We start from the raw sequence: 18,304 nt of genomic DNA, 5'->3' as shown, positions 1-18,304 counted from the left end.
AGAGCCCACTCAACCACTGCGTCTTGCTCGACAATCCAAAAATAATTGAGAGGCTAGGACTTTTGTCCCAGCCTCTTATTTGTTGCGACTGAATAGAAGAGGAGTCACATTTTATATGACTCCTCTTCTATGGCTTATTTTAATTTTTCAGTGATTTCTTTAGCAAGTAGGAGCCCTAATCGATAGTCTTTATTGATGGCATGGATGACATCGTTGATATTGTCGGTCTCTTGGATTTTTTCCTTGATGCTATCTTTGAAAGCTTGATCTTTCAAGAGTTGCTCTTGTAAGAGCCGTTGTAGTTTTTCTCTTTCGTACTTGTTAAATAAAAAGAGAACCACTAAACTGATGAGGATTAAGATGTAAACGGTTTGATTCATAGATTTCTCCTGTATATAAAGGATTTGAAAATGTAGAGAATGAAGGGTATTAGGCATGAGAAAAGGAGTGAGAAAGAACTAAATTGAATCGCATTTAGTTTCTCCTCTCACTCCCATAAGAGATGTTCTACTTATCAATCATTAGATAAGAAATTACATTTTCTCAGGGGCATCGACACCAAGTAAGCGAAGGGCTTCTTTTAAGACTACTGCTGTTGAGTAGCTAAGAGCAAGACGGCTTTCGCGTTCTGGGCTTTCATCCAAGATACGAGTGTGTGCATAGTATTTGTTGAAGGCTTGAGCCAAGTTGATAGCATATTTTGCGATCAAGGATGGATCATAGTTTTCAGCGGCACGTTTGACAACACGAGAGAAGTCTTGGAGAAGCTTGATGATTTCCCAGCTTTCAGGATCGCTCAAGCTGTAAGTTGCATCTGTAGATGGTGTGAAGTTGGCTTTGCGAAGGATGGATTGGATACGAGCGTAAGCATATTGAACGTAAGGTCCAGTTTCTCCTTCAAAGGATACCATGGCTTCGAGGTCGAAGTCATAACCATTGCGGCGGTCTGTCTTCAAGTCGTAGAATTTAACCGCACCAACACCGACTGCATGTGCCACTTCTTCCTTGTTTTCAAGTTCAGGATTCTTTTCTTCAATCTGAGCTTTGGCACGAGAGATGGCTTCTTGAAGAGTTGGTTCGAGCAGGATGATATTTCCTTTACGAGTTGACAATTTTTGGCGGTTTTTTGTCACCAAACCAAAGTCAACGTGAACCATATCGTCACTCCAGTCAAATCCCATTTTCTTCAAAACAGCTTTCAACTGACGGAAGTGGTTGGATTGTTCTTGACCTACAGCATAGATGTTTTTCACAAAGTTGTAAGTCCGTGCACGGTAGATAGCGGTTGCGATATCACGCGTGATGTAAAGAGTGGCACCGTCTGATTTCTTAATCATAGCTGGTGGAAGGTTGACATCATCCAACTCAACGATGCTAGCACCCTTAGACTCTTTCAACAAGCCTTTTTCTTCAAGAATTTGGACAGCTTCATCCATCTTGTCATTGTAGAAAGCTTCTCCGTTTAAGCTGTCAAATTCAACACCGAGGAGTTTGTAGATACGGTTGAATTCTACCAAGCTTTCGTCACGGAACCATTGCCACAACTCAGTCGCTTCTGGATCTCCATCTTCCAGTTTCTTGAACCAGAGACGTCCTTCTTCATCAAGCTCAGGATCGTTTTCGATTTCAGCGTTGATCCGAACGTAAAGTTTTAGCAATTCATCGATTGGGTTGGCTTCGACAGCTTCCTTGCTACCCCATTTTTTGTAGGCTACCATCAAGAGACCGAACTGTTTACCCCAGTCCCCCAAGTGGTTGATTTTAATCGTGTTGTAGCCCATTTTGCGGAAGATGTTTGAAAGAGCATCCCCGATAACGGTTGAACGCAAGTGACCAACTGAGAATGGTTTTGCGATATTTGGACTTGAAAGGTCGATGGTAATGTTTTGGCCATGACCTTCGTCTTGTTGACCGTAGTCTGCCCCTGCTTCGATGACGGATTTGATTACCTGATCAGAGATCTTAGATTTGTCTAAGAAGAAGTTCACGTAAGGTCCAGTTGCAACGACTTTTTCGAAGGCACTTTGGTCGATCTTTTCAGCAATATCTGCAGCGATTGCTTGAGGAGCCTTGCGTTCCACTTTTGCAAGTGAGAAGGCTGGAAAAGCAATGTCACCAAGATCAGATGATTTTGGTTGTTCAAGCAAATTTAAAATAGCATCTTGGTCAAGAGAGTCAATCACTTTGGCCAATTCACTAGCAATGAGTTCTTTATTGTTCATATTAGCTCCTTAGTCCTTTTAACTATTATTTTAACACAATTCTGAGCGAATTTTCAATTTTTTTGGTATAATTTAAAGTATATTTATTCAAAAGTGGAGGTCCAATGAAAAAGACAGAACGTCACCTTTTGATTCAACAAATGATTCGAAATGAAAAATTGTCGACTCAAAAAGAGATTCAGGATCGATTAGAAGCAAAAGGCATTGCTGTAACGCAAACAACTCTGTCACGAGATTTGCGCGATCTGGGTCTAGTCAAGGTGAAACGAAAAGACCAGTTGTATTATATTTTGCCAAATGAGCCTGAGGTGGCAGAGATTTATATTATGTTGTCCAGCCATGCCAAGTCTGTCTCACGAGCAGAGTTCACTTTGGTTTTGCGGACAGAGCTGGGAGAAGCAGCTCTCTTGGCCAATGGTGTAGATGAGATGTCAGATGAGCGTATTTTGGGAACAGTAGCAGGGGCCAATACCCTCTTGATTGTTTGTCGAGACCAAGAGGCAGCCATTGAAATTCAAAATGAAATTTTAGGGATGATGCAGTAATCAAGCCCCTTGAAAAGAAAGAAAATACCCCGTTAAGATGTCAAAAGGAGGAAGATAGTGAGCTATCTACTCCTGTTTTCATCTATGGAGCTTGTGTCAGAAAATGATGCAACAGTAAGGAATAAAGAAGTATGGCAGTAGAGAAAATATCCCCTGGAATGCAGCAGTATCTAGATATCAAAAAAGACTATCCGGATGCCTTTTTGCTGTTTCGAATGGGAGATTTTTACGAATTATTTTATGAAGATGCAGTGAATGCAGCTCAAATTTTAGAGATTTCCTTAACCTCACGGAATAAAAATGCAGAGAATCCAATTCCCATGGCGGGTGTTCCCTACCACTCGGCCCAGCAGTATATTGATGTTCTCATTGAACAGGGGTATAAGGTCGCGATTGCAGAACAAATGGAAGACCCCAAAGAAGCCAAGGGGGTCGTTAAGCGTGAAGTCGTACAGGTGATTACGCCGGGTACAGTGGTGGATTCGACCAAGCCAGATAGTGAGAATAACTTCCTGGTTGCTTTGGATCGGTCAGGAAATGAGTATGGGTTAGCCTATATGGATCTGGTGACAGGGGAGTTTCAGGTGACGACCCTCAATGACTTTAGCATGGTTTGTGGAGAAATCCGCAATTTACGTGCGCGTGAGGTGGTCCTGGGTTATGCGTTGCCAGAACAGGAAGAGCGTGTGTTTGTTAGCCAGATGAATCTCTTGCTGTCACATGTAGAGACGGCGCTCGACGATGTTCAACTCTTAGGGGATCATCTGAGTGAGCTCGAAAAGAAAACGGCTGGAAAACTTCTCCAGTATGTCCACCAGACACAAATGCGGGAATTGAGCCACCTCAAAAAAGCCCATCATTATGAGATTTGTGATTTCTTGCAGATGGACTTTGCGACCAAGGCTAGTCTTGATTTGACAGAGAATGCACGGACTGGGAAGAAACATGGTAGCTTGTATTGGTATTTGGATGAAACCAAGACGGCCATGGGCGGTCGTTTGTTGCGGTCCTGGATTCAGAAACCCTTAGTCGATTTGAAACGGATACGAGAGCGCCAGGACATCATTCAGGTCTTTATGGATCATTTCTTTGAACGGAGCGATTTGACCGACAGCCTCAAAGGGGTCTATGACATTGAACGCTTAGCGAGTCGGGTTTCCTTTGGCAAGATCAACCCTAAGGATCTCTTGCAGCTAGGAGATACTCTGGGTCATGTGCCGACGATCAAGTCGATTCTACTGGGGATTGGTGATCCAGTCTTAGATGTCTTGATTGCACGCTTGGATGAACTTCCTGAGTTGCACCGCTTGATTACCTCAGCTATTGCTCCGGAAGCGTCTGCTGTTATTACGGAGGGAAATATCATCCGAACTGGGTTTGACGAGCAATTGGACCAGTACCGTGTCGTTCTTCGGGATGGTACTGGTTGGATTGCTGAGATTGAGGCCAAGGAGCGCGAAGCCAGCGGCATTACAGGTCTAAAAATCGATTACAACAAGAAGGATGGCTACTATTTCCATGTCACCAATTCTCAATTGAGTCACGTTCCTGCTCACTTTTTCCGCAAGGCGACCTTGAAAAATTCAGAACGCTTTGGTACGGAGGAATTGGCTCGCATCGAAGGAGATATGCTAGAGGCGCGTGAGAAGTCTGCTAATTTGGAATATACGATTTTTATGCGGATTCGGGAAGAAGTTGGCAAGTATATCCAACGTCTGCAACAGTTAGCTCAGGCGATTGCGACGGTTGATGTTTTACAAAGTCTAGCCAGTGTCGCTGAGTCGCAACAGTTGAATCGTCCCCTCTTTCATGAAGAACGGCGAATCGCGATCGACAAAGGTCGTCATCCGGTTGTTGAGAAAGTGATGGGAGCCCAGTCCTATATTCCTAATAGCATCTTTATGGACGAAGAACGGGATATTCAGCTGATTACGGGGCCAAATATGAGCGGGAAGTCTACCTATATGCGCCAATTGGCGATCATTGTGATTCTTGCCCAAATTGGCTCCTATGTTCCAGCGCAAATGGCTGAGTTGCCAATCTTTGATGCGATTTATACTCGAATCGGAGCTGCTGATGACCTGGTATCGGGTCAGTCTACCTTCATGGTGGAAATGATGGAGGCCAATCATGCCATTCGCAAGGCAACGCCCCAGTCCCTGATTTTGTTTGATGAGTTGGGACGGGGAACAGCGACCTATGATGGGATGGCCCTCGCCCAATCCATCATCGAATACATTCATGATCGAACCGGAGCCAAAACCTTGTTTGCGACCCATTACCATGAGTTGACGGCTCTCTCAGAGACCTTGTCCCGTTTGGAAAATGTGCATGTTGCGACCTTGGAGCGAGATGGTCAGGTTACCTTCTTGCACAAGATTGAACCCGGCCCAGCAGATAAATCCTATGGGATTCACGTGGCCAAGATCGCTGGTTTGCCAGAAGAATTGCTGAAGCGGGCGGATGCGATTTTGACCAAGCTCGAAGGACAAGCCCAGCAAGTACCGCTTGCGGATGCAACTCCTAAAAAGGAAGTGTCTTCGCAGGTTGCTGAACAAATGTCCCTCTTTGAGGAAGTGACAGAAAATACAGTGATCACAGAATTGAAAAATCTGGATCTCTACAATATGACTCCCATGGAAGTCATGATGGCAGTCGCCGAATTGAAAAAGAAATTGTAAAAAGGGAGTGGGAAAGAACTCTGACTGGATAAAAAGAGTTCGTTTTCCCACCCCCGCACAGTTGATTAGGTCATCTTTGGAGCTTAATAAGCGAACAAAGATACCAATCAACCACTGCGTCATACAGGTATGCCTATTAAACATCGAAGACTGGACAGTTTTTGCCCAGTCTTTTTTCTTTTAGTGGTTAGTAATGCTTTGATTGATTTCTTGTACTTGTTTTTTGTAAAAATGATAAGAGACCAACCAGATGATCACATAAACGAGGGTGAATTCGACAATGAGCGAGAGGTAAAATCCTAGTTGTGCTGGGAACCAGCCGGCCAAGGTAGCTAGGGGAATAAAGCCAAGTAACATGAGTAGGTAATGGCTCAGAGTAGCCCGCAAGAGGCTCCAGTCTTTTTGAAAGAGGAGACTTCCCAAGCTAAAGAGGACCCCAATCGCACCCCAAACGAGGACGCAATAGAGCATGACCAGTGAACCGTGAACATGATGCAAGAACATCCAGCGGCCGACTGTAGAGTTGGGACTTAAGGGAAGGTACAAGTCAGGTGAGAAGAGATAGGAAAAGAAGATGGATAAGATGAGCCCGATGAAAATCCCTTTTAGGGCGTCAGAAAATGATTGTTTTAGCATGATAATTTCTCCTTAATGGCTTTTAAATAACGACGGGAGGAGTAGGTCAGGCTCCCATTTTTGAGATGGATTTGAACCGATCCTCCACTAGTGAAGTGCAGGTGATCGATTTCTTTTGTGTTGATAATTTCAGATTGGGAAATTTTGAGAAAGAAGGTCGGTAAGTCTTCAGATAGTTGATAGAGTGGTCCAGTCAGGATAAATTGATCTGTCATGGTCTCACCAATCACTTGCCGATTTTCAATGTAAAAACGTTGGAATAGCTGGCTTTCGATCAGGTAAGCCTCCCCATCCTTTTTGGCACGTAAGCGCCCTTTTTGATCCAATTCTTCCACAAAGTCACGGATTCTCTCTACACGCGTAGATAGTGTAGGTGCTGTAATCGTCACCGCTTCTTCTTGGAAGTGGGAATCAATGTGTACTTCTACTTTCATAAGATATTTTCTCCCTCCTTAGGTAAAGTCGGTTAGCCTGCTAGCCCGGCTCCTTCTTTACACTACTATTAAACACTTTTTCCAAAGGGAAGACAAGGGAATTTGTCTATGTGGTCATTTTCTTTGCCTATGCGGTTTTTAGGGAAGAAGATGGGGCCAGCCTCCATTTTTTAAGAAAGGGAGTCCTGTGGATCTGTGGTATAATAGAGCTACATGTATCGGTGCAAAAAGGTAAAGGAGCAGCTATGTCACAGATTATTGAATTGCCAGAAGTCCTAGCCAACCAGATTGCGGCAGGTGAAGTAATTGAACGACCTGCTAGTGTGGTCAAGGAATTGGTTGAAAACTCGATCGATGCTGGAGCTAGCCAGATCGTCGTTGAAATCGAAGAAGCAGGATTGAAGTCGATTCGGATCACAGACAATGGAGAAGGAATTGCGCATGATGAGGTCGCTCTTGCCCTTCGTCGTCATGCGACCAGTAAGATCAAGAATCAAGCGGATCTTTTTCGCATTCGAACGCTTGGTTTTCGTGGCGAGGCCATGCCTTCCATTGCTTCTGTTAGTATTCTAACCCTTCTAACGGCTCAAGAAGGAGCTGCCCACGGGACCAAATTGGTCGCAAAGGGTGGTGAAATTGAGGAATTGGAGCCAGCGACAAGCCCTGTCGGGACCAAGATTACAGTAGAAGATCTCTTTTTTAATACCCCTGCTCGTCTCAAGTATTTAAAGAGCCAGCAGGTAGAGCTGTCCCATATCGTGGATATTCTCAACCGCTTGAGTTTGGCTCATCCTGAGATTGCCTTTACCTTGATCAATGATGGAAAAGAAATGACCAAAACAGCGGGGACGGGTAATCTCCGGCAAGCGATTGCGGGTGTCTATGGCCTCGCGTCTGCCAAGAAGATGGTGGCCATTGAAAATCGCGACCTGGATTTTGAAGTGACGGGCTTTGTGTCTTTGCCTGAATTGACTCGTGCCAATCGCAATTACATCAGTCTCTTTATCAACGGCCGTTACATCAAGAATTTCTTGCTCAATCGGGCTATTTTAGATGGCTACGGTAGTAAACTCATGGTGGGCCGCTTCCCGCTCGCGATCATTAATATTCAGATCGACCCTTACTTAGCGGATGTCAATGTTCACCCCACTAAGCAAGAGGTTCGCATCTCCAAGGAACGAGAACTAATGGCCTTGATCTCCCAGGCTATTGCGAACGCTTTGAAAGAGCAGGACCTGATTCCGGATGCTCTAGAAAATCTAGCCAAGTCGACTATTCGTCGAACAGAAAAGCCAGTACAGACGACCCTGCCTTTAAAAGAAAACCGTCTCTATTATGACCGAGAGAGTCAAGATTTCAAGCTTCGACCAGAGGTGGCAGATCCTCAACGGCCTCTAGCAGATGAGACTGCTACTGAAGCTAGAATCCAAGAAAACCCAGTAGAAAAACCGACAAGCGCGATCAAGTTTGCGGAAAGAAAGGCTGTGGTTTATGATGAACTGGATCACCCAGAGCTGGATCTGGCTAGTCTAGACAAGGCCTATGATAAGTTGGATGGGGAAGAACATTCGACCTTCCCAGAGTTGGAATATTTCGGTCAAATGCATGGAACCTATCTCTTTGCCCAAGGCAATGGAGGTCTCTACATCATTGACCAGCACGCGGCCCAAGAGCGGGTCAAATACGAAGAATACCGGGAGAGCATTGGGGACGTAGACGGCAGTCAGCAACAACTGCTGGTTCCTTATATCTTTGAGTTCCCTGCAGACGATCTGATCCGCCTGCAACAGCGCAAACACCTCCTAGAGGAAGTGGGAGTTTATCTTGAAGAGTACGGAGCCAACCAGTTGATCTTGCGGGAGCATCCGATCTGGATGAAGGAAGAAGAGATTGAGTCGGGCATCTATGAGATGTGTGACATGCTCCTCTTGACCAAGGAAGTGTCCATCAAGAAATACCGAGCTGAGTTGGCCATCATGATGTCCTGCAAACGCTCTATCAAGGCCAACCATACACTGGACGATTACTCTGCACGAGATCTCATCTACCAATTGTCCCAATGTGACAACCCTTATAACTGCCCTCATGGCCGTCCGGTTTTGGTTAACTTTACCAAGTCAGATATGGAAAAGATGTTCCGACGCATTCAGGAAAATCACACCAGTTTACGGGAATTGGGCAAGTATTAAACAAAGAATAAAGGAAGATTATGTACGAATACATTAAAGGAATCTTAACGAAAATCACCGCCAAATACATCGTGGTAGAAACAGCTGGAATCGGCTATCTCTTGCATGTGGCCAATCCCTATGCCTACTCTGGTAAAATGAACCAAGAGGTGCACGTCTATCTGCACCAAGTGGTCCGTGAAGACGCTCACCTTCTTTATGGCTTTGCGACCGAAGAAGAGAAGCAGCTCTTTTTAAACTTGATCTCAGTCTCTGGGATTGGACCTGTCTCAGCTCTGGCTATCATTGCTGCAGACGATAATGCAGGCCTTGTCCAAGCCATCGAAAGCAAGAACATTACCTACTTGACCAAGTTTCCAAAGATCGGCAAGAAAACAGCCCAACAGATGGTGCTGGACTTGGAAGGTAAGATCAATCTTGATCTAGAAGATGCACCGGCTCAGACCAAAGCCAAAGTTGCAGAAGAAAACCAAGCTCTTGAAGAAGCTATGGAAGCCATGTTAGCTTTGGGCTACAAGGCAACGGAACTTAAGAAAATCAAGAAATTCTTTGAAGGAACGACGGATACTGCTGAGAACTATATCAAGTCTGCCCTGAAGATGTTGGTGAAATAATGAGCATTGCTCGAATTAAACTAGTTGAAGCAAGAAGCAGTAACAACCATATCAAGATAATGTTTAAGAATGGGAAGATTAAGACAATACGGATACACTGTAAAGTTTTTCCTTTATTTTGTAAAAATTGTCAACAGAGTCAGACAGAATTATTTTTGCATAATGGATCTCGCTATGGTCAAGTTGGCTCAATTTCTTGTGAATTTTGTGGTGTGAGTATTGCCATAGTGGATAATGACAATATAGTAGATAGTATAAAGGTGAATGATGAATCTTGTTCTTTCGAAAAACTCTATCTGTTAAGTGCAGACTACATTGAATGGTTTCAAGAATGGTATGGAATAACATTGGCTCCCGAAAGCTTTTTTGAAGGTTGGACTAATTGGATCACTGTAGACCAACTTCGAGAACAGATTGAAACATTAACTGATATAGAAACAGATGGTCAAGCAAGGTATCAAACAGATGAAAAATTTAACCCTCTACCACCAGATATTAATCGTTGGATTAATCTATTGGAGAAGTCTACTGTTCCCTTGCCTGATTATGTTTCAAAGATAGGAGAAGTCTATGCCAAAACGTTGTGGATGGGTCAAAATGAACAATCCGCTATATGTAGCCTACCATGATGAGGAGTGGGGACGTCCCCTCCATGATGACCAGGCGCTCTTTGAGTTGCTTTGCTTAGAGACCTATCAGGCTGGCCTGTCTTGGGAGACGGTGCTCAATAAACGGCAGGCTTTCCGTGAGGTTTTTCATGGCTATCACCTTCAAGGTGTTGCAGACATGACGGATGAAGAACTGGAAGCTTTGTTAGACAATCCAGCCATCATCCGCAATCGTGCCAAGATCTTTGCGACACGAGCCAATGCCCAGGCCTTTTTACAAGTTCAGGCGGAATTCGGCTCTTTTGATGCCTATCTCTGGTCTTTTGTAGATGGGAAAACCATCGTCAATGATGTTCCGGATTACCGGCAGGCTCCAGCGAAGACAGCTCTTTCTGAAAAGCTAGCCAAGGATCTCAAAAAGCGTGGTTTCAAGTTTACGGGTCCCGTTGCGGTCCTATCCTACCTACAAGCAGCAGGCCTGGTCAATGACCATGAGAATGATTGTGAATGGAAAAGTGGAAATAAGTGACGTTAGATGACTAGAACATCGGAGAATACAGAAAAAGCTGAGAAATTCATCTCAGCTTTCTTTGTTATAGTTAAAGCGAATGACTTGCTCCGTTGCATCTACATACGCGTGGACTCCAAAGGGGACAATAGCTCTTGGAGTTGCATGACCAACATTTAGATTATAGACAATCGGGATATTGCTATCAATAATATCCAATAGTGCCTCTTTATAGTCGTCATAGAAAGTTTCATCCATAGGTTTCCCGACCAAGAGTCCTCTGATGACCTCGAATATACCAGTTTCCTTTAAAGTCCGCAACATCTTTTTGAAGTCGTCAAGTTCAGGCTTTTCTTCACTTGTTTCTAGCAAGAGGATTTTTCCTTCCCAGTCTGACAAGTCAGGGAAGAGTTTGTACTTTTGGCAGAGCTCAGTGCTGTCTGCGTATCGAGAGTTGTCAAAGATATCATAGAGAGATTCAAGACAACCGCCGAGAATTTCTCCCTCAAACTGAGCACTTCCTTGCAACAAGTCAAAACCTGTATTTGCATAACTGACACGAGCTGTTCCCAGAGCCTTGGGGCTAAAATCAGTCCGTTCCTCATACCAAACGTCGCTAGGGCGGATTTCTGAGATTCTACCAGTCTCAATCAATTCTTTAAAGTAGTGAAAGCTATAGGGCAACATCTCCTTGTCTAACTCACAAATATCTGCTAAAAAGGATTGGCCGTAAAAAGTCTTGATTCCTAGTTTATGCAACATGAGATGGTTCATGGTTGTATCTGAGAAGCCAAGAAAAATCTTTTGTTTGATAACTTTTTCTAGTTGGCCATTTTCAAAAAGGTAGGGCAGCAAACGATAGGTATCATCTCCACCGATGGCGCATAGGATCATGTCTATGCTATCATCAGAAAAGGCCTGCATCAAATCCTCCGCACGCACTTCAGGATGGTCCTTGATAAAGTCTAAGCCTTTTAGTGAATGAGGTAAAAAGATAGGATTGAGTCCGAGGCCCTTGAGACGTTGAATACCCAAGTCCACTTCATGTTTGACAAAGTCTTCTCCGATAATGCCACTAGACAAACTAACAATACCAATAGTAGAAACCATATCTCATCCTCCTAGAAATAAATTGATGCTATTGTATCACAAAAGATGAGGAGAAACAACAAGAATTAGAGTCAGAAGAAGACTTTTAGATCAAGAAAGTAAGCAAAAAGCAACCGCTCGATATGGTTGCTTCGGAATATAGATAAGCTCTATCAACAATAGAAAATAGCCCTTTAGAAGTTGATTGCCACATAGTTAAAACTCTTAGGAATGCTGATGTAATGATATTTCTAAGAATTTTTACTTTATACTCTAAAGTAAAAAGATTGAAGAAAGTTGTCCAAAATGGACTTTATCTTCAATCTGTTTTTTTAATAATTTAAGAAATTGTGTTAAAATGAAATGAAAATTACGAATAGTATAAGTGGGAGGCACCATGAAGGCGGAAATTATTGCAGTGGGAACCGAAATTCTCACAGGACAGATTGTGAACACCAATGCTCAATTCTTGTCTGAAAAATTAGCTAGTTTAGGGATTGATGTCTATTATCATGTGGCGGTAGGAGACAATGAAGGTCGTCTCTTCTCGACCATTGAGACAGCTTCAAAACGCAGCGATTTGGTGATTTTATGCGGTGGACTTGGTCCAACAGAGGATGATTTGACCAAGCAAACCCTTGCCAAGTTCTTAGGGAAGGAACTGGTTTTTGATCCAACAGCGCTTGCCAAACTCGACACCTTCTTTGCCAGTCGCCCTGATTATGTCCGGACGCCCAATAATGAGCGACAAGCACAAATGATCGCTGGATCAATCCCCCTTCAAAACCGTACAGGTCTCGCGGTTGGAGGTTTGATTGAAGTCGACGATGTGACCTATGTCGTTCTACCTGGTCCTCCAAGTGAGTTAAAGCCAATGGTCAATGAACAATTGGTACCTCATTTGACAACAGGGGAGCAGCTCTTTTCAAGAGTTTTGCGCTTCTTTGGGATTGGGGAAAGCCAGCTGGTTACGATTTTAGCCGATATCATTGAAGAACAGAGTGATCCGACGGTTGCTCCGTATGCCAAGACAGGAGAAGTGACCTTGCGTCTGTCTACAAAGGCGAAAGATCAGGCAGAAGCGGATGCTAAGCTCGATGTCTTAGAAAAGGAAATCTTATCACGCCACACCCTGGACCATCAACCCTTACATGACCTGTTTTACGGTTATGGGGATGACAATTCGATGGCTAAAGTTGCCTTTGATCTTTTGAAACAGACTGGTAAGACTATTACAGCTGCAGAAAGCCTGACGGCTGGCCTCTTCCAAGCGACTCTGGCAGATTTTTCAGGAGCGTCCAGCATCTTCGCGGGTGGTTTTGTCACCTATAGTTTGGAAGAAAAAAGCAAGATGTTGTCTATTCCAGCTCAAGAGTTAGAGCAACATGGAGTGGTGTCTCATTTTACAGCTCAAGCCATGGCTTCACAGGCCCGTAAGTTAACAGGATCCGATTATGGTGTTAGCCTGACCGGAGTTGCGGGGCCAGATAGTCTAGAAGGGCACCCAGCGGGGACCGTCTTTATCGGACTTGCAACTCCAAATGGAGTGGATAGTGTCCAAGTCAATATCGCCGGACGTAGCCGAGCTGATGTCCGCGAAATTGCAGTTCTGCATGCCTTTAATTTGGTGCGCTTGGCTGTATTAAATGGTGAAAATTTGGTATAATGAAGTTTGTGCCAAATGAAGAATGATTCTAAAAATGGATAGGAAATGAGCCTTTCAAATGACGGTAATCGTTTGTGAGTTGCATACATTTCCTGTATAGTAAAAAATAGGAGAAAAGAATGGCGAAAAAACAGAAAAAATTAGATGATATCTCTAAGAAATTTGGAGATGAGCGTGAAAAAGCGCTCAATGATGCCCTGAAGTTGATCGAAAAGGATTTTGGTAAAGGATCCATCATGCGTTTGGGCGAACGCGCAGAACAAAAAGTACAAGTGATGAGCTCTGGTTCATTGGCTCTTGATATTGCCTTGGGTGCTGGTGGATATCCAAAAGGTCGGATCATCGAAATCTATGGACCAGAATCATCAGGTAAAACAACCGTTGCCCTCCATGCAGTAGCGCAAGCACAAAAAGAAGGGGGCATTGCGGCTTTTATCGATGCCGAGCATGCCTTGGATCCATCTTATGCAGCAGCTCTTGGGGTTAATATCGACGAACTTCTCTTGTCTCAACCAGACTCAGGGGAACAAGGACTTGAAATTGCTGGTAAATTGATCGACTCTGGTGCGGTTGATTTGGTGGTTGTCGACTCTGTTGCGGCCTTGGTCCCACGTGCGGAAATCGATGGAGATATCGGAGATAGCCACGTTGGTTTGCAAGCGCGGATGATGAGCCAAGCTATGCGTAAGCTTGGAGCTTCGATCAATAAGACCAAGACCATTGCCATCTTTATCAACCAATTGCGTGAAAAAGTTGGGGTCATGTTTGGGAACCCTGAAACCACACCTGGTGGTCGTGCCCTGAAATTTTACGCTTCTGTCCGTCTAGATGTTCGTGGAAATACTCAAATCAAGGGGACTGGGGACCAAAAAGATACCAACGTTGGTAAGGAAACCAAGATCAAGGTTGTGAAGAACAAGGTAGCTCCACCGTTCAAAGAAGCCATGGTTGAAATCATGTACGGGGAAGGAATTTCACGTACAGGTGAATTGGTGAAGATTGCAACAGATTTGGATATCATCCAAAAAGCGGGTGCGTGGTACTCATATAATGGCGAAAAAATTGGTCAAGGATCTGAAAATGCTAAGAAATTCTTGGCTGACCACCCAGAAATTTTTGACGAAATCGACCACAAGGTTCGGGTTCATTTTGGTTTGATCGAAGAAGACGAAGCAGTGAAAACCCTTGATAAAACTGAAGAAGCAGCTCCTGTCGTAGAAGAAGTAACTCTAGATTTAGATGACGCGATTGAAATTGAAGATTAATTTTTTTCAAAATAGGTCGCTAGACTGATGGTTTTTGTGTTATAATTTAATACGATAGTATTATCGTGTAGCGAAAGGAGTGCATGCATGATTAAAATTTATACAGTGTCAAGTTGCACCAGCTGTAAAAAAGCAAAGACTTGGCTCAACGCTCATCAGCTAACCTATAAAGAACAAAACCTCGGTAAGGAAGGGATCACCAAAGAAGAATTATTGGATATCCTTACAAAGACTGAAAATGGAGTGGCAAGTATTGTCTCTTCAAAAAATCGATACGCTAAAAATCTAGGAGTGGACATTGAAGACTTGAGTGTCAATGAAGTCATTGACATCATCATGGAAACACCTCGTATTCTTAAAAGTCCGATCTTGGTAGATGACAAACGTCTCCAAGTGGGCTACAAAGAAGACGATATTCGTGCCTTCTTGCCACGATCGGTTCGAAATGTAGAAAATGCAGAAGCGCGGATGCGTGCAGCTCTTTAAAGTGATTGAAAATCAGAAACAATTTGTTTCTGATTTTTTCTTGTTAAAAATCGGAATGAAAAGCAGTTTACTGCACCATTTTACGAAATCTATGATACAATATTTTAGAAAACAATAACTAGTAAGGAATGGAAAATGAAAAGGAAAATCTTCTTATTGGGTGCACTTGCCTTGTGTTTGACTGGATGCGGTCAAAAAAAACAAGCGAAAACGCCAAATTCAAGTGAACAAAAGGCAATCCAAGCAAAAGCAGAGCAACTGCAAAAGGATAATAAGAGTATCCTGCAAAAAGCTGAAGAAAATAAAGTCATCACTAGAACCTTTGTCTTTCCAAAAGATGACAAGGGGACACAACAAACGCAAATCGTCACCTATGTGGGGAATACCTTTAAAAAGTTGGAGACCATCAATGTGACGGCAACCGATGAGGAGTTGAAAAAAGGGATCCAACAGGTTGGAGTCGAGGAAGCACAAAAGCAATTGAGAGAATCCTTTAACAAGGACGATGCCTTTAAGGAAGCTTTGACAGTGCCAGGTTTCACAGCTGATTTGACCTTGGAAAATGAGAATGAATACAAGGTGACCATCACCTATGACTTTGAAGCAATGGATGTGAAGAAGGCTGAAGGCATGACTTACTTCAAAAACAATCACTTACCAGAGTTGTTGAAGTTGACACCGAGTCAATTTGCGGACAATCTTATCAATGCTGGAGCAAGTGAGCAAAAATAAAAAAACAGTTTAACTGAAATAGCTCAAAAATGCTTGAAAAAGCTGTAAAATCAAGGGCTTGACCGTTGTGGAAAACTCTTGATTATGGTATAATAGTAATATTCTAAGGAAAGAGGGTGTTCTTGTGGGATTTACAGATGAAACAGTACGTTTTAATCTTGATGATTCAAATCGTAAGGAAATTAGCGAGACCTTGAAAGATGTTTACTTGTCACTGGATGAAAAAGGCTACAATCCAATTAATCAAATCGTAGGATACGTACTCAGTGGTGATCCTGCCTATGTACCTCGTTATAATAATGCACGGAACCAAATTCGTAAATATGAACGAGATGAGATCGTGGAAGAATTGGTACGTTATTATTTGAAAGGGCAAGGAATAGACCTCTAATGAGAATTATGGGATTGGATGTTGGCTCAAAGACTGTCGGGGTTGCTGTGAGTGATCCTCTCGGTTTTACAGCTCAGGGTCTTGAAATCATCCAAATCGATGAAGACAAAAAAGAATTCGGTTTGGAGCGCTTAGCCGAATTAGTAGCTCAATACAAGGTGGACCGTTTTGTTGTGGGCTTGCCGAAAAACATGAACAACACCAGCGGACCGCGTGTGGAAGCCAGTCAGGCTTATGGCGCCATGATTGCTGAAAAGTTTGGGTTGCCTGTCGACTACCAAGACGAACGGTTGACGACAGTTGCTGCAGAGCGGATGTTGATTGAGCAAGCAGACATTAGCCGTAGCAAACGTAAAAAAGTTATTGATAAGTTAGCAGCGCAGCTTATTTTACAAAATTATTTAGATCGCAATTTTTAGAAAGAAAACGAGGAAGAATAGTATGGCACATGATCATAACCACGACCATGAAGAACGTGAATTAATCACATTGGTGGATGAACAAGGAAATGAAACCTTGTTTGAAATTCTTTTGACCATCGATGGTAAAGAAGAATTTGGAAAGAACTATGTCCTTTTGATCCCTGCAAATGCAGAAGAAGATGAAAACGGCGAAGTTGAAATCCAAGCTTACTCATTTACAGAAAACGAAGACGGAACAGAAGGCGATCTTCAACCAATCCCAGAAGACTCAGATGCAGAATGGGATATGATCGAAGAAGTCTTCAACAGCTTTATGGAGGAGTAAAAACGTCCGGGGGACGTTTTTAGCCCAACTCCTTGAAATACGAGAGAGCTGGTAAGTCTGGGAGACTGTATCACCTCAACTCCTAGAAACTAGAAAGAGTTGAAACATCCGGTGGATGTTTTTAGCCCTGCTTTAAGAAGCAAGAAAAAGCAGGAAGTCCGATGGACTTGCTGTAAAAATGAGAAAGAAATAATTACAAAAGAAAGGAGCGCAAACGTCAGAGGAGGTTTTGTCGCTTTTTTCTTTTAGGAGGAAGATGTGAATAAGATTGAGCAATGGATGAATAGTCGGATCGGTCTGAATTTTCGATCTGGACTGGATCGTATGGAGCAGGCAGTGAGCCTTTTAGGGAGGCCGGATAAGGCTTACCCGATCCTTCATGTGACAGGAACCAATGGGAAGGGATCCACGATCGCCTTTCTGCGTCAATTGTTGATGACTCACGGGAAGAAGGTTGGAACCTTTACTTCTCCTCATATGATCAGTATCCACGACCGGATTTGTATTGGGGATCAGCAAATTTCAGATGAAGATTTTACTCGGATTGGCCAAGAAGTCCAACAAATGGAGCAGACCTTGCTTCAAACTCAGGATCAACTCTCTTATTTTGAGATTATCTGCCTCATGGCCCTCTTGTATTTTAAGGAACAAGCTGTGGACGTGGTCTTATTGGAAGTTGGCATCGGTGGGCTTCTGGATACGACCAACGTAGTGACGGGAGAGATCGCAGTGATCACTTCGGTTGGCCTGGATCACCAAGAAACACTGGGAGGGACGATTGCGGAAATCGCCCAGCAAAAGGCAGGAATCTTTAAGAAGGGCAAGAAAGCTGTGGTGGGCCCCTTGTCGGATGATGCTATAGTTGTTTGTCAAGAAAAAGCGGAGCAATTGGCTGTGGATCTCCACGCCTTCCGGAAAGATTTTGGTTTCGAGCAGGATCGTTTTTGGAATGAAAGCGTGGAACTTGTCTTGCCGTCTCTGGGCTTGAAGGGTGATTACCAACGGGAAAATGCTGCAGTAGCTTTGGAGGCCTTTTTCCTCTATATGGAGGGCCTAGATCAAGAAGTGGATATGGATCAGGTCAAGCTTGCCTTGCAAGAGACGCGGTGGCCGGGCCGTCTAGAGTTGTTTGGCGACCAGGTGTATCTGGATGGCGCCCATAATCCTCATGCCATGTTGCGCTTGATCGAGTTTGCCAACAGCTTAGCAGGAAAGCGCGTGAAGATTTTATTTGGAGCCCTCAAGCGAAAAGATTATAGCGGGATGCTCCAAACGCTTCAAGCGGGATTGCCGGAAGCTGAATTGATTTTGACGACCTTCCATTACGGGGAAGTGGTGGCACAAGGCGACCGACAAGACCTGCCCTATGTAGCTGACTACAAGGCCTATATCAAAGAATTTATGGATCAGAGTCCTTCAGATGAAGTCTTATTTGTGACAGGATCCTTGTATTTTATTGCGGAAGTAAGGGCATTTTTATTAGAGGGGTAA

Annotated in this window: 19 protein-coding genes; 14 read left to right on the top strand and 5 right to left on the bottom strand. The window is 43.6% G+C overall.

Annotated elements, in window-relative coordinates:
- Positions 1 to 134: 134 nt before the first annotated feature.
- Together H7T92_RS07685 and argS are read right to left on the bottom strand one after the other, a co-directional pair.
- Positions 135 to 380: a hypothetical protein gene (locus H7T92_RS07685; RefSeq protein ID WP_023919916.1), complete on the bottom strand. Its 246-nt coding sequence runs from the start codon at positions 378 to 380 to the stop codon at positions 135 to 137.
- 153 nt (positions 381 to 533) lie between these two features.
- Positions 534 to 2,222 (bottom strand): arginine--tRNA ligase, encoded by a 1,689-nt coding sequence (argS, locus tag H7T92_RS07680; RefSeq protein WP_201037450.1) that lies wholly within the window; start codon positions 2,220 to 2,222, stop codon positions 534 to 536.
- A gap of 104 nt (positions 2,223 to 2,326) precedes the next feature.
- Here argS and argR point away from each other — a divergent pair, with 104 nt between their 5' ends.
- A complete protein-coding gene (gene argR / locus H7T92_RS07675; protein ID WP_023919910.1) occupies positions 2,327 to 2,767 on the top strand; it encodes an arginine repressor in 441 nt (146 codons plus the stop codon).
- 131 nt (positions 2,768 to 2,898) lie between these two features.
- A complete protein-coding gene (gene mutS, locus H7T92_RS07670; protein WP_201037449.1) occupies positions 2,899 to 5,448 on the top strand; it encodes a DNA mismatch repair protein MutS in 2,550 nt (849 codons plus the stop codon).
- Positions 5,449 to 5,628: 180 nt separating this feature from the next.
- Here the strand turns inward: mutS and H7T92_RS07665 are convergent, their stop codons facing one another.
- Positions 5,629 to 6,084, bottom strand: a complete 456-nt coding sequence (locus tag H7T92_RS07665) for a DUF3021 domain-containing protein (protein WP_201037448.1) — start codon at positions 6,082 to 6,084, stop codon at positions 5,629 to 5,631.
- On the bottom strand, positions 6,078 to 6,518 hold the full coding sequence (locus tag H7T92_RS07660; RefSeq protein ID WP_049482826.1) for a LytTR family DNA-binding domain-containing protein: 441 nt from the start codon (positions 6,516 to 6,518) through the stop codon (positions 6,078 to 6,080). Before H7T92_RS07660 ends, H7T92_RS07665 begins: the two co-directional genes overlap by 7 nt.
- Positions 6,519 to 6,763: 245 nt before the next feature.
- On the opposite strand from H7T92_RS07660, the gene mutL reads away from it, so the two are divergent.
- From mutL to H7T92_RS07640, 4 genes are read left to right on the top strand one after another with little or no spacing between them, the layout of a single operon-like run.
- Positions 6,764 to 8,707 (top strand): DNA mismatch repair endonuclease MutL, encoded by a 1,944-nt coding sequence (mutL, locus tag H7T92_RS07655; RefSeq protein WP_201037447.1) that lies wholly within the window; start codon positions 6,764 to 6,766, stop codon positions 8,705 to 8,707.
- 20 nt (positions 8,708 to 8,727) lie between these two features.
- Positions 8,728 to 9,321: a Holliday junction branch migration protein RuvA gene (gene ruvA, locus H7T92_RS07650; protein ID WP_049503857.1), complete on the top strand. Its 594-nt coding sequence runs from the start codon at positions 8,728 to 8,730 to the stop codon at positions 9,319 to 9,321.
- Positions 9,321 to 9,950, top strand: a complete 630-nt coding sequence (locus H7T92_RS07645; RefSeq protein WP_009731870.1) for a hypothetical protein — start codon at positions 9,321 to 9,323, stop codon at positions 9,948 to 9,950. The genes ruvA and H7T92_RS07645 overlap by 1 nt, the downstream gene beginning before the upstream one ends.
- The gene (locus H7T92_RS07640) at positions 9,892 to 10,458 is read left to right on the top strand and encodes a DNA-3-methyladenine glycosylase I (RefSeq protein WP_201037446.1); all 567 of its coding nucleotides are present in this window, start codon (positions 9,892 to 9,894) and stop codon (positions 10,456 to 10,458) included. Before H7T92_RS07645 ends, H7T92_RS07640 begins: the two co-directional genes overlap by 59 nt.
- A gap of 51 nt (positions 10,459 to 10,509) precedes the next feature.
- On the opposite strand, the gene H7T92_RS07635 is transcribed toward H7T92_RS07640, so the two are convergent.
- Entirely contained in the window at positions 10,510 to 11,547 is a 1,038-nt protein-coding gene (locus H7T92_RS07635; RefSeq protein ID WP_201037445.1) for a S66 family peptidase, read from the bottom strand.
- 376 nt (positions 11,548 to 11,923) lie between these two features.
- Between H7T92_RS07635 and H7T92_RS07630 the strand changes: the two genes are divergently transcribed.
- From H7T92_RS07630 to H7T92_RS07595, 8 genes are all read left to right on the top strand, one after another.
- Positions 11,924 to 13,192 carry a competence/damage-inducible protein A gene (locus H7T92_RS07630; protein WP_201037444.1) on the top strand — a complete coding sequence of 423 codons (1,269 nt, stop codon included), beginning with the start codon at positions 11,924 to 11,926 and terminating at the stop codon, positions 13,190 to 13,192.
- Positions 13,193 to 13,311: 119 nt separating this feature from the next.
- Complete coding sequence (recA, locus tag H7T92_RS07625) at positions 13,312 to 14,457, top strand: recombinase RecA (protein ID WP_003002082.1); 1,146 nt, start codon at positions 13,312 to 13,314, stop codon at positions 14,455 to 14,457.
- 87 nt (positions 14,458 to 14,544) lie between these two features.
- Positions 14,545 to 14,943, top strand: coding sequence for a transcriptional regulator Spx (gene spx, locus H7T92_RS07620; protein ID WP_003009108.1), 399 nt, complete (start codon positions 14,545 to 14,547; stop codon positions 14,941 to 14,943).
- 135 nt (positions 14,944 to 15,078) lie between these two features.
- Complete coding sequence (locus H7T92_RS07615; protein WP_031576799.1) at positions 15,079 to 15,675, top strand: SP0191 family lipoprotein; 597 nt, start codon at positions 15,079 to 15,081, stop codon at positions 15,673 to 15,675.
- Between the two features lie 124 nt (positions 15,676 to 15,799).
- Complete coding sequence (locus H7T92_RS07610; protein ID WP_003002070.1) at positions 15,800 to 16,066, top strand: IreB family regulatory phosphoprotein; 267 nt, start codon at positions 15,800 to 15,802, stop codon at positions 16,064 to 16,066.
- Positions 16,066 to 16,485: a Holliday junction resolvase RuvX gene (ruvX, locus tag H7T92_RS07605; protein ID WP_023919889.1), complete on the top strand. Its 420-nt coding sequence runs from the start codon at positions 16,066 to 16,068 to the stop codon at positions 16,483 to 16,485. Before H7T92_RS07610 ends, ruvX begins: the two co-directional genes overlap by 1 nt.
- A 22-nt stretch (positions 16,486 to 16,507) precedes the next feature.
- Positions 16,508 to 16,813 carry a DUF1292 domain-containing protein gene (locus tag H7T92_RS07600; RefSeq protein ID WP_003001941.1) on the top strand — a complete coding sequence of 102 codons (306 nt, stop codon included), beginning with the start codon at positions 16,508 to 16,510 and terminating at the stop codon, positions 16,811 to 16,813.
- A gap of 258 nt (positions 16,814 to 17,071) precedes the next feature.
- Complete coding sequence (locus tag H7T92_RS07595; RefSeq protein ID WP_201037443.1) at positions 17,072 to 18,304, top strand: bifunctional folylpolyglutamate synthase/dihydrofolate synthase; 1,233 nt, start codon at positions 17,072 to 17,074, stop codon at positions 18,302 to 18,304.

It is taken from the genome of Streptococcus parasanguinis, from assembly GCF_016648855.1.
GTDB classification, from domain to species: domain Bacteria; phylum Bacillota; class Bacilli; order Lactobacillales; family Streptococcaceae; genus Streptococcus; species Streptococcus parasanguinis_L.
This window is presented reverse-complemented; position numbering and strand designations above follow the sequence as displayed.

Bases quoted from the DNA above. Each gene is read 5' to 3' on its own strand.
- H7T92_RS07685 (WP_023919916.1), bottom strand. From the start codon at position 380: ATGAATCAAACCGTTTACATCTTAATCCTCATCAGTTTAGTGGTTCTC.
- argS (WP_201037450.1), bottom strand. From the start codon at position 2,222: ATGAACAATAAAGAACTCATTGCTAGTGAATTGGCCAAAGTGATTGAC.
- argR (WP_023919910.1), top strand. From the start codon at position 2,327: ATGAAAAAGACAGAACGTCACCTTTTGATTCAACAAATGATTCGAAAT.
- mutS (WP_201037449.1), top strand. From the start codon at position 2,899: ATGGCAGTAGAGAAAATATCCCCTGGAATGCAGCAGTATCTAGATATC.
- H7T92_RS07665 (WP_201037448.1), bottom strand. From the start codon at position 6,084: ATGCTAAAACAATCATTTTCTGACGCCCTAAAAGGGATTTTCATCGGG.
- H7T92_RS07660 (WP_049482826.1), bottom strand. From the start codon at position 6,518: ATGAAAGTAGAAGTACACATTGATTCCCACTTCCAAGAAGAAGCGGTG.
- mutL (WP_201037447.1), top strand. From the start codon at position 6,764: ATGTCACAGATTATTGAATTGCCAGAAGTCCTAGCCAACCAGATTGCG.
- ruvA (WP_049503857.1), top strand. From the start codon at position 8,728: ATGTACGAATACATTAAAGGAATCTTAACGAAAATCACCGCCAAATAC.
- H7T92_RS07645 (WP_009731870.1), top strand. From the start codon at position 9,321: ATGAGCATTGCTCGAATTAAACTAGTTGAAGCAAGAAGCAGTAACAAC.
- H7T92_RS07640 (WP_201037446.1), top strand. From the start codon at position 9,892: ATGCCAAAACGTTGTGGATGGGTCAAAATGAACAATCCGCTATATGTA.
- H7T92_RS07635 (WP_201037445.1), bottom strand. From the start codon at position 11,547: ATGGTTTCTACTATTGGTATTGTTAGTTTGTCTAGTGGCATTATCGGA.
- H7T92_RS07630 (WP_201037444.1), top strand. From the start codon at position 11,924: ATGAAGGCGGAAATTATTGCAGTGGGAACCGAAATTCTCACAGGACAG.
- recA (WP_003002082.1), top strand. From the start codon at position 13,312: ATGGCGAAAAAACAGAAAAAATTAGATGATATCTCTAAGAAATTTGGA.
- spx (WP_003009108.1), top strand. From the start codon at position 14,545: ATGATTAAAATTTATACAGTGTCAAGTTGCACCAGCTGTAAAAAAGCA.
- H7T92_RS07615 (WP_031576799.1), top strand. From the start codon at position 15,079: ATGAAAAGGAAAATCTTCTTATTGGGTGCACTTGCCTTGTGTTTGACT.
- ruvX (WP_023919889.1), top strand. From the start codon at position 16,066: ATGAGAATTATGGGATTGGATGTTGGCTCAAAGACTGTCGGGGTTGCT.
- H7T92_RS07600 (WP_003001941.1), top strand. From the start codon at position 16,508: ATGGCACATGATCATAACCACGACCATGAAGAACGTGAATTAATCACA.